Raw genomic sequence first — 15,540 nt, 5'->3', positions numbered from 1 at the left:
AAGACGGGGTGTGAGAACAGGCGAAGGCAACAAGAGAGGGAACAGAGGACCAACTGGAGTAAAACGGGGCAAACGGCAGATAAAAGATAGGGGCCGTGCTTTCGCAACGGCCCCCACCCCCCACTCGGTGTGGCTATCAGATCAGCTTGCGGGCGGCGCCCAGCACGATCTTGATGGCATCAGATTCGGTTCTCGCCATGGTTTCGGCGTTCGGGATTTCCTGCTGGGTACGGTTGACGATAACACCAGCCACCATACCGGCACGCAGGCCCTGGCTGGTGCACATGGTCAGCAGGGTGGCAGATTCCATCTCATAGTTCAGCACGCCCATGGCTTGCCACTCTTTCATGGAACCCTGGAAACGGCTCACTACGCGGCCGGATACGGTGTCGTAACGCTCCTGACCCGGGTAGAAGGTATCGGAAGAAGCAGTCACACCGATGTGCAGCTTGGAGCCCATCTCTTTGGCAGTGTTGACCAGCGCCGTGGTGCAGTCGAAGTCGGCAACAGCCGGGAACTCCATGGGTGCAAAGTGCAGGCTGGCACCGTCAAGGCGCACGGAACCTGTGGTCACGATCACGTCGCCCACGTTAAGGTGCGGCTGGATGGCGCCTGTGGTGCCGATACGCAGGAAGGTATTGATACCCAGCTGGGCCAGCTCTTCTACCGCGATGGAGGTGGACGGGCCACCGATACCGGTAGAGCAGATGATCACGGCCTTACCGTCCATCTCGCCGCGCCAGGTAGTGAACTCACGATGGCTGGCCAGGTGCACCGGGTTATCCAACAGCTCTGCGATGCGCTTGACGCGCTCGGGGTCACCGGGGACGATCGCCAGGGTGGCGCCTTGCAGATCAGCTTTCTTCAAACCCAAGTGAAAAACATCAGACATAGTGGACTCCTGGTTGCTCCCGGCCGACATGGTCAGGGCGCAAGTTAAGATGATTCTTGATGGTACTTTCAAACCTTCACTCCCCTCTCTGGGGAGGCGCCAACTATGGTCGAAAGCGCTTTCCAATTCCTTGAAGCACCTCACACTTCCACGCATTGAAAGTGACAAATTCAGCGCAAAACGTTTGCTAACTTGATGAATTTCTTGAAAAACGTTTTTCTGCCAAGAAAGGGGCAAGCGGCCTTGTCAATCCCTGTCTCGCCCCGGTTTATCGGTACGTGATCGAGTCCATAAAGTTGCAAACAGGATACCATTGACCCCTTTTCATCCCCACTAACGATGCTATTTTGACGTCCGTATACCACTTAATGGCTAATCATACGGAGTCCATCATGGCGACATTCAAGTTCTATATTCCCGCAATCAACCTGATGGGAGCGGGCTGTCTGCAAGAGGCGGCAGCCGATATCAAGGGTTATGGCTATCGCAAGGCGCTGATTGTCACCGATCGTGTCCTCAACCAGATAGGCGTGGTCGCCAAGCTCACCACCCTCTTGGCGGAACATGGCATTGAAAGCCTGGTTTTCGATGAAACCAAGCCGAACCCCACCATGACCAACGTCGAGTCGGGTCTGGCCATGATCAGGGCCAACGGCTGCGACTGCGTCATCTCGCTGGGTGGCGGCTCGCCCCATGACTGCGCCAAGGGCATCGCCCTGGTGGCCGCCAATGGCGGCAGCATCCAGGACTACGAAGGGGTGGATCGCTCCGCCAAACCGCAGCTGCCGCTCATCGCCATCAACACCACAGCCGGCACTGCCTCCGAGATGACCCGCTTTTGCATCATCACCGACGAAGCACGCCAGGTGAAAATGGCCATCATCGACAAACACGTCACCCCGCTGATGTCGGTCAACGATCCCGAGCTGATGCTGGCCAAGCCGGCCGGCCTCACCGCCGCCACCGGCATGGATGCCCTGACCCACGCCATCGAGGCCTATGTCTCCACCATCGCCACCCCTGTGACCGATGCCAGCGCCATCATGGCGATCCAGCTCATCGCCAAACACCTGCGTACCGCGGTCAATCAGGGCGATGACCTGCACGCCCGCGAGCAGATGGCCTATGCCCAGTTCCTGGCCGGCATGGCCTTCAACAACGCAAGCCTGGGTTATGTGCACGCCATGGCGCACCAGCTGGGGGGCTTCTATGACCTGCCCCACGGGGTCTGCAACGCCGTGCTGCTTCCCCACGTTCAGGCATACAACGCCCAGGTAAGCGCCGCTCGCCTGAAAGATGTGGCCCGCTACATGGGCGTTGACGTGAGCACCATGAACGACGAACAGGGCGCCGCTGCCGCCATCGCTGCCATCAAGCAGCTGGCGCTGGATGTGAAGATCCCGGCCGGTCTGGAGCAGCTCGGCGTCAAGGCCGATGATTTCGACGTGCTGGCCAGCAACGCCCTGAAAGATGCCTGCGGCTTCACCAACCCGAAACAGGCGAGCCACGAAGAGATAGTCGCCATCTTCCGCGCCGCCATGTAAACCGCATTGCCAATAGATAAGAAAAGGGGCCTGATCTGGCCCCTTTTTCACACTATTTTGTCAGCACCACATCGTTGATGGCGCTGGCCAATCGGGTCAGCACGGTGCGAATGTTGCCGCTGGTCGCCTTGTAGGCCTGCGAACGGTCGCTGGCACACTGCGCCACGAAGCGGGCATCTCCCTCGAATGCCACCGTATAGACCTGGATCCCCTTGCGTTTCATTTCCCGGCACAGCAGCAGTTGCTTGCGATCACGCAGCGCCGCCTCGGGCCCCATGTGTTCGCCGTCCGAGAACAGCACCATGATTTTGCGGTTGTCCGCTTGTCCGTAAGGGCGCGGCAGTTCGGCTGCCCCCCGGCCCCAGCGCCCCTGCCACTGGGGTGACAGCAGGCGCCAGCCCCACATCACGCCCTCAGCGGTATTGGTGTTGAAGGCGGCGTAGAGGGTATCGAGCGCCTGGCGATACTCGGCCCGGGTCGACAGATGCGCCTGAATGGGACTCACCCCACAGTCGGCATCATCGAAGATGCCGAGCTTGTCACGCCGGTTCTCCAGGTAACGCTCCAGGGGGTTCTCCCTCGGGGCGAATGCCCGCAGGGGAGTGCCATCTTCATACTGCTTGATGGCTGGCGGCTTGGTGCTGTAGTGCAACCTGGGTTGCGTCTCGCCAACGGGAGCCTGCTCCAGCTTGCGGATCCAGCCCGGGGTGAGTTCCGCCAGCCGGTCTATGCCGTCCACATGCTCCGGCAGGCGGGCACAGAATGCCTTGCGCTGGCGCCCCGGTACGTCACGGGTCAGCAAATTGCTCCAGCCTCGCTCATGGGCCAGCGTCTGCAACCCGAAGGGAAATGCCAGGCTCTCTGGATGAAACAGTTCAGGATGATCCCCGATATTGACCAGTCCGGTGGCGGGGATGATGCTGACGACCCTGTCCTGATTGCGCCGCTCGCGGCCAAACAGCACCTCGCCAAACTCTGTCAGCCCCTGCTTGATCGCTTTTATCGGCGCCCCGGACATGGAATTGGACACATCCAGCACCAGGGCAATTTCAATACGAGTTCGGGCACTGCTGGCACGGGCCGCTGCCGCCACCGGCATGTCCCCCCCTTCGCCAATGGCCGAGAGATCCATCAGTGCGGGCACATGCCCCTGCAGAATAACCCGGGCTCCCTGTTCGCTCTGGCTCAAGCTGGGGGGGGCCACCTGCAAGGGGCGGCCCGCCAGATTGGCCTGCACCAGAGCGACGGCATCCTCAGCGGCAGTGTCACTGTCGGCGGCAGAGTAAAGCACCGCATCGGCGGCGGCGCTGAGCAGGCTCTGGCCGCTGTAGCCACGGACCAGTTCGATGACAACGCCGGTCAGCGCCAGCACGCCTGTCAACATAAGGGCAAAGGCGGGAGAGAGCCCGCCCCCTTGGCGCAAGGGCAGTCCCATTCAATGGATCTCCTGAATAAAGTGGGTGACCAGGGTGCGGCCCGCCCAGAACCGGCTGAACATGCCGCCCTCCCCTTGCCCGAGGCGATAGCAGAGGGTCACCCGCATCAAGGTGCCCACCCGCAATTGCGGCCAGTTGCCCTGGCCGGCGCAGCCAGTGCCCTGCAGCAGGGGAACCAATTCGCCATTGGCGCTGTTGTACTGCTCTATGGTCAGGGCGGCCTGCCCCTCTTGCAGAGCAGACAGCTGGCCCTGCACGAAGCGCTGATAGAAGGCCAGCTGCGACACGGCGGCGGCATTTTGCCCCGTCCCCTGCTGGGTCACTATCTGGGTCACGTTGTAGGCCACATTGTGCAGGCGTTGCTCGAGGCGCAGCAGTTGCAGTGCCTCGCTGCCAAAACTGAGCAGGGCCAGCAAGACGGGAATGAACATCATCGCCTCTATGCTGATGCTGCCCTCCATGGCGCCTGGGCCCGACACCGGGAGCCGGTGGCGACAGGAGCAGCGACTCATCCTGCCCCTCCGGCCGGTAGCCGGTCGGTGAGCAACAAGAGGGTGCTCTGATAGCTGAGCTCGCGATCGTCAATCAGCCAGCTCGGGGTGAGCTGTAGACGGGGGCGGACCCTGGCCGTCACCTCCAGCACGGGATCCGCAGGCAGGCGGATCTCGCTGGCAGGATCCGGGCTCCCCTCCTCCTGGCCCAGCATGGCCTCCAACGACACATGAGGGGTGACGCTCACCGTCACGCCATCCAGCTCCCCTCGCCCTCGTTGTTGCAAGCGAAGGCGGATCCCGTCAGCCGACGGGATCCGCCCCGCCGCAGATTCGGCCTGCAGCTCACGGAGCACGGATCGCAAGCCATGCTCCAGGGTGCTGTATTGCAGATGCACCCGCAGCACATCCACCACCAGCAACAGCAGTGCCAGCAGCAGCGGCAATATGATCACCAGCTCTATGCTGGCCACACCGAGCTCGCGTCTCACGCCCCCGTCCCCCGCCCCAGTTGCGCCTTGAGCAGCCTGATGTCGTGCTCCAGCTGGCTGGCGCTAAGAAAACGCGACAGTATGAGGCGAGCCTGGGGTTGATTGCCCTCCGCCAGCAGCAGCAGGACATAATTCATCTCCACCCTGGGGGGCAGGCTCTGGTAGTGCAGCAGCGGCTCGAATGCCTGACGGGCCGCCACCTTGTTGCCCTCCATCAGCCAGCCCAGCGCCAGGTTGGCGCGATAATCCGGTTCGTCGGGGGCCGCCGCCACCGCCACTTCAAACTGCTGGCGTCCCTTGCCAAAGGCCCCCTGCTGCAAGCTGGCCACCCCCAGGCCATTGCTGAGTCGCGCGCGCTCGTCCCGGTTCAGTCCGGCCAGTGCCAGTCCCTGCTGATAGGCCAGCGCAGCCTCGGCGCTCAGGCCATCATCCAGCAGAAACTTGCCAAGATAGTGAGCGGCCTGAGCCCCCTGCTTGCCCCCCTTGTCCAGCAACTGCTGCAAGCCATCACGCGCCGCCTGCTTCTTGTCTTGCTGATAACGGGTACGGGCCAGCATCAGCTGCGCCTCCTCCAGGGTGGCATCGTCAGCCAGCAAGGCCTGATAGAGCCGCTCTGCCTTGTCATACTGGGCAGAATCGAACGCCGCCTTGGCCACCGCCATGCCATTGCTCTGGCTTTGCTGGCGGGTATTGCCGTGGTTGCTGCACGCTGCCAGCCCGAGCAGGGCCAGCAACAACAAGCAATTAAGTCGTGATCGCATTTCAAATCCTGTGGCCCGCTCAGCGCAGGCTGTTGATCAACAAATTGAGGGTGGGAGCAATGATCAGCACCAGCATGGGCAGCATGATGAGCGCCATCTGGATGAGGGTGATCTTGCCCGGCAAGGAGCCAGCCTGCTCCTCCAGCGCCAGCCGCCGCATCTGGCGGGCCTCCTGACTGATGGTGCGCATTGTCTCGGCCAGCGGCGAGCCGTACTGCTGGGCCATCTGCAAGGTGTTGGCGAGCCTGTCCAGCTCGGGCAAACCGGTGCGCCAGGCAAGCCGCGCCAGACAACTTGCCTGATCGCCGCGCATCTGGATCTCCGCATGGGTGCGCAGGAACTGGCGGGCCAGGCCCGGCTCCAGCGCTCCCAGATAGTGGCCCACCCGCAGCAGCGCCCGATCCAGCGCCAGCCCTGCCTCGACGCTGATCACCAGCAGGTCGATGGCATCGGGCACCACCTTCTGCTGTGCACTCTTCACCTTGCGGGCACGCCACTGCAGCCAGCGCTCGGGCACACCGGCCCCCACCACATAGGCCACCAGCACCCACATCAGGGTGAAACCGTCGGCGGGTGCCGCCAACAGACGCCACAGCAAGGCCGCCAGGGCCCCTCCCAGCCCACCCAATAACTTGGCCGCCCTGAGCCGGTCAAAGCCATGGCGGGAGAAGATCCCCGCCTGCGCCAGCAGTTGCTGCAAGCGGGCCTGCTCCCGGGCGCCGACCGGGTAACCGCGACCGCACCAGGCCAGCCAGTCCCGCGCCGCATCCCTGCGTTGACGGACAGGGCCATAGCGGTGGCTCTGGGCCTGCCACTGCTGCTGTTGCCGGTAACCGTGCCAGCCAACGACTGCCGCCGACGCGAGGCAGGCCAGCGCCAATCCGAAAAGTTGCATGACAGTCATGGGCTACCCCTGCAGACGCGTGAGGCGACGGATAAGCCAGAGCCCGACCGCCACGCTGATGGAGACATATCCCAATACCCACTGGCCGCTGGCCGTGGTCATCAGGTAGGTGAAGTGCTCCCGCCCGGTCGTGAACAGCACCAGCAAGATGATGACGGGGAGCGCTGCCAGCACCTTGGCGGCATTGCGACTCTCGGCCGTGATGGTCTGGATGCTGGCCGCCAGGGTCTGGCGGGCACGCAGTGTCTCCACCAGTTGCGCCAGCACCTCCGAGAGGCGGCCGCCCGTTTCCTGTTGCAGGCTGAGCACTATGGTCAGAAACTGAAACTCGGCCACCGCGACCCGGTTCGCCGCCTGTTGCATCACCTGCGCCACCGGCTGACCTACTTGCAACTCGTCATGCATCTGACCAAACAACCTGGCCATCAGGCCGTGCTGCTGGCAGGCCACCAGCTTGAAGATATCCGCCAATGGCGCCCCGACCCGCAGCGCCCGTATCATGCCGTCAATCACCTCGGGCAACTGGGTACGAAACCGCTCCAGCGCCCGCTGTTGCAGTTGCTGATAGACCACCAGCCCGAGGGAAAGCGCCCCGCCCACCGCCAGCAGCAGTGCCAGCCAGAACGGCATACCATTGGCCACCAGCAAGACGCAGGCAAGGGCCGCCCCCGCCGGGCCCTGCCAGGTCCAGCGGGTCAGCTGATCCTGGCCCACCATGGTCACCATCTGCTGATACCAGTGGGGCAGAGGCCGTGCCCCCTTGTGTTGTGCGGGCTGGCCATAGCGTTGGCACTGCTGCTGCCAGGCTTCGCGTCGGCTCTGCCATTGCCAGAGCAACAGGCAGGCCAGTCCCCAGCCCAGACACACCAGAATGAGCGTGCTCATGACACCGGCTCCCCGGCACCCGCCATGCAGTCATGCAGTTCGGTCAGCAAACCCGCCTGACGGGCTTTCTCCTCGACTCCGGCCGAGAGAGGATGGGCGATAAAACGCCCCTGCAGCTTGCCGTGCAGCTCGGATTCCAGCACGAAGCGAAACAGCGACTGCATCCTGATCTGGCTCCCTTCCAGCGAGGTAACTTCACTGATGGCGGTGATCCGGCGCTGACCATCACGCATCCGCTCCAGTTGCACCACCAGATCCACGGCGCTGGCGATCTGGGCCTGGATGATCTGCTCGGAGAGCCGCTCAGCCCCCATTTGCAACATGTTGGTCAGCCGCAACAGAGCATCTTCCGGGGTGTTGGCGTGCAGGGTGCAGAGGGAGCCGTCATGGCCGGTGTTCATCGCCTGCAACATGTCGAACGCCTCGGCGCCGCGCACCTCCCCCAGAATGATGCGATCCGGCCGCATCCGCAGGGCGTTGCGCACCAGGGCGCGTACGCTCACCTCTCCCTTGCCCTCGGCACTTTCGTTGCGGGTCTCCAGCGGCACCCAATGGGGCTGATCGAGGGAAAGCTCGGCGGCATCCTCTATGGTGATGATCCGCTCGTCGTCGTTGATGTGCTTGCTCAGGGCGTTGAGCAAGGTGGTCTTGCCCGACCCCGTTCCCCCCGAGATAAGCACGTTGAAACGGCTGCGCGCCGCCAGCCCCAAAAAGCGGGCCATGGCATCGGACAGGGCCCCCTTCTCCACCAGATGGGTCAGGGTCAGGCGGCTGCTTGGGAATTTGCGGATGGAGATGGTGGTGCCGCACAGGGCGATGGGCGGCGCAATGACGTTGACCCGGCTGCCATCGGCCAGTCGGGCATCCACCATGGGGGTGGACTCATCCACCCGCCGCCCCACCGCATTGACGATCCGCTGCGCCACGTTGAACACATGCTGACGGTCGCGAAAGCGCACCCTGGAGAGGGTCAACTTGCCGTGCCGCTCCACATAGACCTTGTCCGGGCCATTGACCAGAATGTCCGAGACCTCGGGGTCATCGAGCAGGGGTTGCAGCGGCCCCACGCCCACCATCTCGTCCACCAGCTGACGGGCAAGCAGGGTCAGCTCCTGACGGTTATAGGGCAGCATGCGGCGGGTCGAGAGCTGCGCGAGGGCACGGGTGACCCGCTCCAGCAGCGCGGCGCGCGGCAAGGTGGCGGCCACCGAGGGTTCAACCAGCTCGTAGAAGGCCTCCCGCGCGGCATCAGACAGGGTGAGCAGCGCCCCTGGCACCGACGGCAGTCGGCTGTTGGCTTGTCCAAACATCAGCGCCGCCCTCGCCCTGTGACCTGAGCCCCCACCAGCTCACCCGCCAGCAAGGTCAGGGCGCGAGCCAGTTTGCTCTTTTGCTGGATGAGCGGCTGCCCGGCACGCTCGGCACGCACAAAGGCGCCGTGATCATAGGGCAGCACGGCGGCGTGGGGCTGACCACAGACGCGCTCCAGCTCCTGCACCGGCACCCGCCCCTCCTTGCCACGGCAGTGGTTGCCCACCAGCAGGCGGCGTTGGGCCTGCCCGCCTTGCGGGCATTGCCCCAGCAGCCGCAGTGCCCCCAGACTGAAATCGTGCAGCCAGAGCACTACGTCCGCCTCTTGCAGCAAGGCACGCAGCCCATGGGTGCGCAGATCCGGCACATCGATAATGAGGGTGCTGTAGTGCTCCGCCATCACGTTGACAGCCGCCACCAGTTGCTCGGCACCGAGCACCAGCTCCTGCCCCTCGTCATAGAAGAGGAAGAGCCTTGGCCCAAGCTGATGGGCGGTGTGGGCCAGCAGGGTGCCATCGAGCCGATCGGTGGCCTGCCACCACTGTTCACCGGGTGGGGCATAGTCGCTGCCCAGCAAAATAGGGTGACGGCTGTGATGAAGGTTGAGATCCAGCAACGCAACCTGACGGTGATGCTGATCAGCCAGCGCCATGGCCAGATTGGCAGCCACTGTGCTGGTGCCCACGCCACCGGCAGCGCCGACCACGCAGATCACCCGCCCCTTGCGCAATGAGGTCACCAGCGGCACCCCCAGCAGACGCAGCAGGCCGGTACGCAGGGCATCGGGATCCAGCGGCGCCGGATAGTAATCATCCACCCCCACCGAAATAAGCCAGCGGAACAGGGTCACGTCCCCCCTCTCCCCCAGCAGGACCAGCCGCATCTGGGGCGGGCAGCACTCGGCAAGGGCGGCCAGATCGGCCGCCAGCGTCTGTGGATTTTCCACCTCCACCAGCAGGATATCGGGGGCCCCTTGCGCCAGGCAGTGGGCCCTGGCCTCGGCCAGGGAGCCCGGGAACTGTCGGGCGTCGACCTCGGCCAGCTGGGCCAGCACCAGGCCAACCCCGGCATTCAGGGTGGGCTGGCGGGTGACAGCCACCAGTTGTTTGGCTTGTTCACTCATGCACTACTCCCCTGTCGTCTGCTGTTTCTTGGCCGACTTGGCCTTGCCCTGATAGAGGCGCTGCACGGCACCGGCATCGAGGGCGCTGCCACTGCCGTCATAGCGGGCGCCACGGGCCCAGTGCTCCCCATGACTCTGGGCGCGATACTGGTTGCGCAGTACCAGACAAGCGCCGGGCGATGCCAAAGATACGCCTCTGGCATAGCGGCAGGTGTCGGATTGCAAGGTGGCGTCAAGCTCGACCTCATACGCTTGCCGGGTCGCCGGGATGAAGGTGAGGCGGGTCTCCAGCGCCAGCCACTGGGCCAACTGCTGGCGCAGAGCTTCCGGAGTTGGCTCCCGGCTACCGGGTTGCGGGCCCGTGATCGTCAGGTGCAGGGATCCTGCCTCCAGCCGGTTGGCCAGCGGGGCCAGTTGCCATTGCAGCTGTTGTTGCAGTTGCGACGGGGCAACCCGGAACTGCAGCTGATCCTTGAGGGTGGCGGCAGGGGGTTGGGTGGTGCAGGCCATCAGCGGTAACGCCAGGGCCAGCAACAGTGTCTCTCTTAACATGGTCACTTCCCTCAGTAGCTGTAGCCGTAGTTGCCAAACAGGCGAGTCGCTTGCGCACCAGGTCGCTCGGTTGACCCCATGTCGGTGAAGAACAGCCGCTCGAACCGGCTCGGCGCCCGATAGTGATCCAGCGGCGTCGACAGGGAGAGGGGATCGCTGGTGGGCTGCACCAGGCGGGCGGTGGCGATGATCACCAGTTCGCTCTCCTGGTTCTTGAAGCTGTTGCTGCCAAAGAAGGGGGCCAGCCCGGGGATCTCGCCGAGGAAGGGCAAGGCCTCGTTGCTCTGGTTGCGATGAGTACGCACCAGGCCCGCCAGGGCGAAGCTCTGGCCATCCGCCAGCTCTATGGTGGTGGTGGTGCGACGGGTTTCTATGCCCGGCACCACGACCCCGGCGATGGAGACGCTGTTCTCCCGGCTCAGGGTCGACACTTCGGGTGAAACCGTCAGGCTGATGCGGTTGTTGTCGAGCAAGGTGGGGGTCAGCTCCAGCGAGATGCCGAACTTCTTGAATTCGATCTCGGGCCCGTTATCCCCATTGCCCACCGGGAAGGGGAACTCGCCACCGGACATGAAGGTGGCGGCCTCACCGGATTTGGCAGTCAGGTTCGGCTCGGCCAGCACATTGACCAGGCTGTTCTCCACCAGTGCATCTATGATGGCGTTGATGTAGACCACATCCTTCTTGCCGCCCCAACTGCCCCGCTCGGCGGGTTTGGGGAAACGGTTGCCCGGCGAGACACCCAGCTGCAAGTACTCCCCCATGGCGCTCCAGCGCAATCCCAGCTGTTCACTGGTGGTGCGCTGCATCTCGACGATGCGCACCGATATGTTGATCTGATCCGAGCCCGCCAGACGCAACTGGTTGATGACGTTCGCATATTGCCCGCTGCCACCACCGGCGACCGCCGCCCCCTCATCCTGATTGCCGCTCTGAGGCTGAGCGGGGGCGACTGGGCCAGAGGGGACTCCCTGAGGCTGAATGCCTTTGGCGAACGCCTCCACCATGGCCAGGATCTCGTGGGCTTGCAGCGGACTGGTTACCTCCCCTGCCACCACTATGGCGCCGCCAGACTCGCTGAAGGTGAGTCGGCTCTGGGGAAAGTGCTGCCTGGCCAGCTGCTTGAGGGGGGCAAGATCCGCCACCACCTGCACCCGGTAGTGACCCAGGGTGCGGCCATCCTGCGCGGTGACCACCAGATCGGTGCGGCCAACCTTGCGACCATAGATCAGCAATTGCTGATCAGAGGGGCTGTGTACCCGCACCAACTCCGAGTTGGCGACGAAGGCATCCAGCACGGGTTCATCGAAATTGAGCAGGGTGGACTGCTCGGGGGTGAGAGTCAGACTCTCTGCCGCCACTGCCCATAACGGCAGCAGGGCGAGCACCATGGCGAGTGTTCGCAACATCGTGTCCTTTCTGGGTTGATTAAGGTTGGCGGTTACGGTCGTTGCCGTCGCCATAACTGATCCGGACTCCGTGACCCGGAATGGCCCTCGGGTTCTGGCCACTGGCCACCTGCTCGGCCCATATCAGGCTCCCTTCCGGCAGGGCAACAGCCTCGCTGCCCGCAGGGGCACCCTGGGCCGAGCGCAGTACCAGTGCCAGCTCTCCCAATCGATGGGCCAGCAGCAGACGGGCTGCCGCCCGCGGGGCCAGCTCGAAGGTCACAGCCACTTGATCGAAGTTGTCCTGCGCCGCCGCAGTGCCGTTGAGCGCGGCGATATCGGTCACCTGGGCATCGATGGCCAGCAACTTGATGTCGGTCAGAATGATCTCCGCCGACTGGTTGCTGGTCACCTCGGCCCCTTGCGCATTGTGCTGACGGGCATGCTTGCTGGTGAGGATCACATCCACCCGGTTGCCGGGCCGGATCAGGCCATGGCTGGCCGCCTCCCGCCCCAGCGCCAGGGTCACAGCCCGCATCCCCGGTGCCATCATGGCGGAGAGATAGTGGCTCTGCTCCGGGCGCACCAGATCATCAGACGAGACAATCTGCCCCGACTCCAGGGTACGGGTGACCAGACTTCCCTTGAGTGCCTTGGTATCGGTAAAACCGAACAGGAAGAGCCCCGGCAGATTCATCTCCTCGGCGGCGGGCAGAGTTTGCCAGACCAGATCCTCGGGATGGATAAAGGAGCCGGCCTGTACCCTATGGGCGGCCACCAGCACCTGGGCGACCCTGTCGGAAGCTGTCGATTCCGATGTCAGGTCTCGCGGTGGAACTGTCTTCTGCGGCGCCGGTTCAACCGGCCAGAAGGCAGCCAGCGTCGCCGCCAGCACCAGCAGTGCAGCGATAAGAGAGAGGAGTTTCTTCATAGGTGTGACTACATAAATAGAGGAGTGGTCAGACTCGCCGCCCACAAAATGGCGAATCCATAAGGCACTGTGACGGGCTCGGGAGATGGCCGGAAACGGGCATAAACCAGGCATACGAGGCTGAGCACGCCACCCGAGAGCGCCATCCAGAGCAGTAACTCGGGCCAGCGTCCGGATGCACCATAGAGGCAGACCGCCAGCAACTTGCTGTCACCGGCCCCGCACCAGCCCCTGTGATAGGCAAACAGCCCCAGCAGCAGTGTCAGCAGGGCCAAGGTCAACGAAAGCGGATTGAACGGCAGCAGCCAAAGCGCCCAGAGTGCCAGTACCAGCACAGCCAAGTTGGGGATACGCCGCTCAAACAGGTCGCTGACCAGACACCAGCACGCCATCAATATGGCCAGCCACTGCCCGAGCGCTGTCACTTGCCCGCGGCATCCATGTTCAACCCCGCCACTATGGCGGTGAACTTCTCCTTCAAGGCCGTGATGAAGATCCCGTCCGAGCCGAAGATGGCGAGGATCCCGGCCGCCAGCCCCGCCGCCAGAATGCCGTATTCGATCGCCGTGGCGCCGGTGTCATCCTTCAGATAGTCCCCAAGGTAATCCCAAACTCGCATCTTCATTTTATTGTCCCTGTTTTTTATGTCTGAAATTAAACATCGACAATATGATATTGAGATCACAAACGAGAATCAATATCATTATCACCAAATGAAATAATTCGCAGAGTGAATTTTCGTTTTTGACACTTTTAACAGCAAAAAAATCTGCACTAATCGTTCAACTCGCAAGAAGAGACTGGTTCAGCAGCTTATTCACCTATACAACAATAATGGAGTCGATCTTGTTCAGGACAACGCGACCCCTGATCCTGGCCCTCTGCTGCGCAACCTTGCTGGCATGCAAGGCCGAGCTGGGTACCCCGGATCAGGAAGGAAACAACGGCAACACCAGCGGTAATAACGGCAGCAGTCAAACCACGCCTCCCCCCCCGGATCCCGTGACCCCGCCATCGGACAACAACACCGGGAGCAGCGGCACGGGTTCGGGGAGCAGCAGCGGAAGCGGCAACACAGGCAACACAGGCAACACAGGCAACACAGGCAACACAGGCAACACAGGCAACACAGGCAACACAGGCAACACAGGCAACACAGGTACTGTGACCCCGCCTACACCGCCGGATCAACCGGACAAGGCACCAGATCCCGCCACCAAACCCACCAGCCTGGATCTGGCGGGTGCGCTCTCCATCACACACGAGCAGGGAGCCCAATTCGATATCCAGCTCTGCGCCGACAAGGTGTGCGTGACTCAGAGCGCCCTGGCCGACGGCAGCTTTGGGTTCAAACTCAAGCTGAGCCAGTGGCCTCAGGATAAACCACTGAGGTTGACCGCCAGCAACCGTCAACAGAGTGCGCCTATCCTCAGCAGTCAGCTGCCCTCGCTGGAGCAACTGCTCAAGCAGGATCAGAATGGGGATGGCATCATCACCGAGCAGGAGGTACCCCATCTGCACCTCTCCCCCATGCTGCTGGCATACCAGAGCCTCACCACGGCACTGCAAAAACGGGAAGGCAGGCAGGATGTCACGGCGCTGCTGGTCAGCGATCCACAGCTTAATCACGGCATGGCCCGCGAGCTGACCGCACTGCTGCAACTGGTACTCGATGGCGACATTCCCATCCCTGTCAGCGAGATCACCCAGCTGGCCGAGCACCTGGTTGCCTACCAGCAGGTTCAGCCAGGTGCTGATCTGCAAGAAGGGCTGTTGAACTATGCCGTCCAGCAAGGGACGGCACTGCCTGTCGATACGGAGACCATGCTGGCTGCTGCGGTCAAAGCCATGGTGGCCCTCGACACCCGCACCCCGGCCTATCAGCTGCACACCACCTTCTACCCTCATCGACAACTGACCCTGCAGGGAATATTCCCTTCGCGGCTTGGTGAGCCGACCGTCATGGTGGAGATAGGCGCCAAGCCCAATCACGATGGCCTTAACCAGTACTACTTCAAACCGGAACGTCCAATACGGCCACAGCAACTCCCCATCAGGGCCTTGGATGGCCAGGTGCTTGACGGTCTGCCCGTCAAACAGGGCAACCAGTACAGCCTCACCCTCGCACTGCCGGACCTCAACAATACCTTCACCACTTGCCAGCCTGGCGAGAGCGAGACCAGCGACGACCTGATGCAGGACACCCTCACCCTGGTGGTGCAGGATGAGAAGAGCGAGGTGGAGTTGCGATCCGTACTCGGATCCCTGTGCGAACTGGTCAAGCAGGACGGCAACCGGGACGGCATCCTCACCGCCAGCGAATTCCCGCGCCTGCAAGTGGGCTATACCAGCACGGCCCAGCAAGCCCTGCTGCTCAAAGCCACACTCAGTGCCGGCATGGGCTCTTTCCTGGACTGGCAAGCCTGGACCCTGGCGGAGCTGGATCAAAAACTCAAGGCACTGCCGAGGCATCAGGTTGAGCTGCTGGCAGCCATGGTCGCCCTGCAGGCCGAGGGGGAGCTCTGGCAGCAACCCGTCAACCTGATCGAGGGCACTGATTTTCGCCAGCAACTGCTGAGCTGGCTGGAGATCAACATGGCCAATGAATATTCAACCGTGTCCCGCAACAATCAGATACCGGACCTGTTCAAACTGGAATCCGCCATCGCCGACAATAGCGGGCTGGGCCCCCTGTTGAATGCCAATCCAGACAAGAACATCTCCCACATCATCAAGGCGGCGGCCGGTCTGATCCGCAACTCGGAAAGCGATGCACTTCTCTATCCCGGTACCAGCACACCGGGTAGCTGGGTCACCCCCTACCCCAACAG

15 protein-coding genes and 1 pseudogene are annotated in these 15,540 nt (G+C 62.8%); 2 read left to right on the top strand and 14 right to left on the bottom strand.

Features of this window, described 5'->3' with window-relative positions; translation table 11 throughout:
* Window positions 1–136 precede the first annotated feature (136 nt).
* Window positions 137–892 carry a uridine phosphorylase gene (gene udp / locus AACX78_RS08470; RefSeq protein WP_005312923.1) on the bottom strand — a complete coding sequence of 252 codons (756 nt, stop codon included), beginning with the start codon at window positions 890–892 and terminating at the stop codon, window positions 137–139.
* A gap of 392 nt (window positions 893–1,284) precedes the next feature.
* On the opposite strand from udp, the gene yiaY reads away from it, so the two are divergent.
* Entirely contained in the window at window positions 1,285–2,436 is a 1,152-nt protein-coding gene (gene yiaY, locus AACX78_RS08465) for an L-threonine dehydrogenase (RefSeq protein WP_159165930.1), read from the top strand.
* Between the two features lie 52 nt (window positions 2,437–2,488).
* Here the strand turns inward: yiaY and AACX78_RS08460 are convergent, their stop codons facing one another.
* From AACX78_RS08460 to AACX78_RS08400, 13 genes are read right to left on the bottom strand one after another with little or no spacing between them, the layout of a single operon-like run.
* On the bottom strand, window positions 2,489–3,871 hold the full coding sequence (locus tag AACX78_RS08460; RefSeq protein WP_159165929.1) for a vWA domain-containing protein: 1,383 nt from the start codon (window positions 3,869–3,871) through the stop codon (window positions 2,489–2,491).
* Window positions 3,872–4,384, bottom strand: coding sequence for a pilus assembly protein FlpK (locus AACX78_RS08455; protein ID WP_159165928.1), 513 nt, complete (start codon window positions 4,382–4,384; stop codon window positions 3,872–3,874).
* Window positions 4,381–4,854 (bottom strand): TadE/TadG family type IV pilus assembly protein, encoded by a 474-nt coding sequence (locus tag AACX78_RS08450; RefSeq protein WP_159165927.1) that lies wholly within the window; start codon window positions 4,852–4,854, stop codon window positions 4,381–4,383. The genes AACX78_RS08455 and AACX78_RS08450 overlap by 4 nt, the downstream gene beginning before the upstream one ends.
* Window positions 4,851–5,615, bottom strand: a complete 765-nt coding sequence (gene flpI / locus AACX78_RS08445) for a Flp fimbrial biogenesis protein FlpI (RefSeq protein ID WP_159165926.1) — start codon at window positions 5,613–5,615, stop codon at window positions 4,851–4,853. The genes AACX78_RS08450 and flpI overlap by 4 nt, the downstream gene beginning before the upstream one ends.
* Before the next feature lie 19 nt (window positions 5,616–5,634).
* Entirely contained in the window at window positions 5,635–6,519 is an 885-nt protein-coding gene (gene flpH, locus AACX78_RS08440) for a Flp fimbrial biogenesis protein FlpH (protein ID WP_087756076.1), read from the bottom strand.
* Between the two features lie 3 nt (window positions 6,520–6,522).
* Complete coding sequence (locus tag AACX78_RS08435) at window positions 6,523–7,404, bottom strand: type II secretion system F family protein (RefSeq protein ID WP_159165925.1); 882 nt, start codon at window positions 7,402–7,404, stop codon at window positions 6,523–6,525.
* Window positions 7,401–8,714 carry a CpaF family protein gene (locus AACX78_RS08430; protein ID WP_159165924.1) on the bottom strand — a complete coding sequence of 438 codons (1,314 nt, stop codon included), beginning with the start codon at window positions 8,712–8,714 and terminating at the stop codon, window positions 7,401–7,403. The genes AACX78_RS08435 and AACX78_RS08430 overlap by 4 nt, the downstream gene beginning before the upstream one ends.
* Window positions 8,714–9,838 carry an AAA family ATPase gene (locus AACX78_RS08425; protein ID WP_159165923.1) on the bottom strand — a complete coding sequence of 375 codons (1,125 nt, stop codon included), beginning with the start codon at window positions 9,836–9,838 and terminating at the stop codon, window positions 8,714–8,716. Before AACX78_RS08425 ends, AACX78_RS08430 begins: the two co-directional genes overlap by 1 nt.
* A gap of 3 nt (window positions 9,839–9,841) precedes the next feature.
* Entirely contained in the window at window positions 9,842–10,390 is a 549-nt protein-coding gene (locus tag AACX78_RS08420) for a pilus assembly protein FlpD (RefSeq protein ID WP_159165922.1), read from the bottom strand.
* Between the two features lie 11 nt (window positions 10,391–10,401).
* Complete coding sequence (flpC, locus tag AACX78_RS08415; RefSeq protein ID WP_159165921.1) at window positions 10,402–11,799, bottom strand: type 4 pilus assembly secretin FlpC; 1,398 nt, start codon at window positions 11,797–11,799, stop codon at window positions 10,402–10,404.
* A gap of 19 nt (window positions 11,800–11,818) precedes the next feature.
* A complete protein-coding gene (gene cpaB / locus AACX78_RS08410; protein WP_159165920.1) occupies window positions 11,819–12,709 on the bottom strand; it encodes a Flp pilus assembly protein CpaB in 891 nt (296 codons plus the stop codon).
* A gap of 8 nt (window positions 12,710–12,717) precedes the next feature.
* Window positions 12,718–13,134, bottom strand: coding sequence for a prepilin peptidase (locus tag AACX78_RS08405; RefSeq protein WP_005312858.1), 417 nt, complete (start codon window positions 13,132–13,134; stop codon window positions 12,718–12,720).
* Window positions 13,131–13,334, bottom strand: a complete 204-nt coding sequence (locus tag AACX78_RS08400; RefSeq protein ID WP_005312855.1) for a Flp family type IVb pilin — start codon at window positions 13,332–13,334, stop codon at window positions 13,131–13,133. The genes AACX78_RS08405 and AACX78_RS08400 overlap by 4 nt, the downstream gene beginning before the upstream one ends.
* A gap of 221 nt (window positions 13,335–13,555) precedes the next feature.
* Here AACX78_RS08400 and AACX78_RS08395 point away from each other — a divergent pair.
* Window positions 13,556–15,540, top strand: a pseudogene (locus tag AACX78_RS08395) (DUF1566 domain-containing protein); the annotation flags it as partial.

Origin of the sequence: Aeromonas sp. 9A, from assembly GCF_963900955.1 — a bacterium.
In the GTDB taxonomy this organism is placed as follows: Bacteria; Pseudomonadota; Gammaproteobacteria; order Enterobacterales; family Aeromonadaceae; genus Aeromonas; species Aeromonas salmonicida.
Note: the sequence above shows the minus strand (reverse complement) of the source record. Positions and strands in the feature narration are given on the sequence as shown.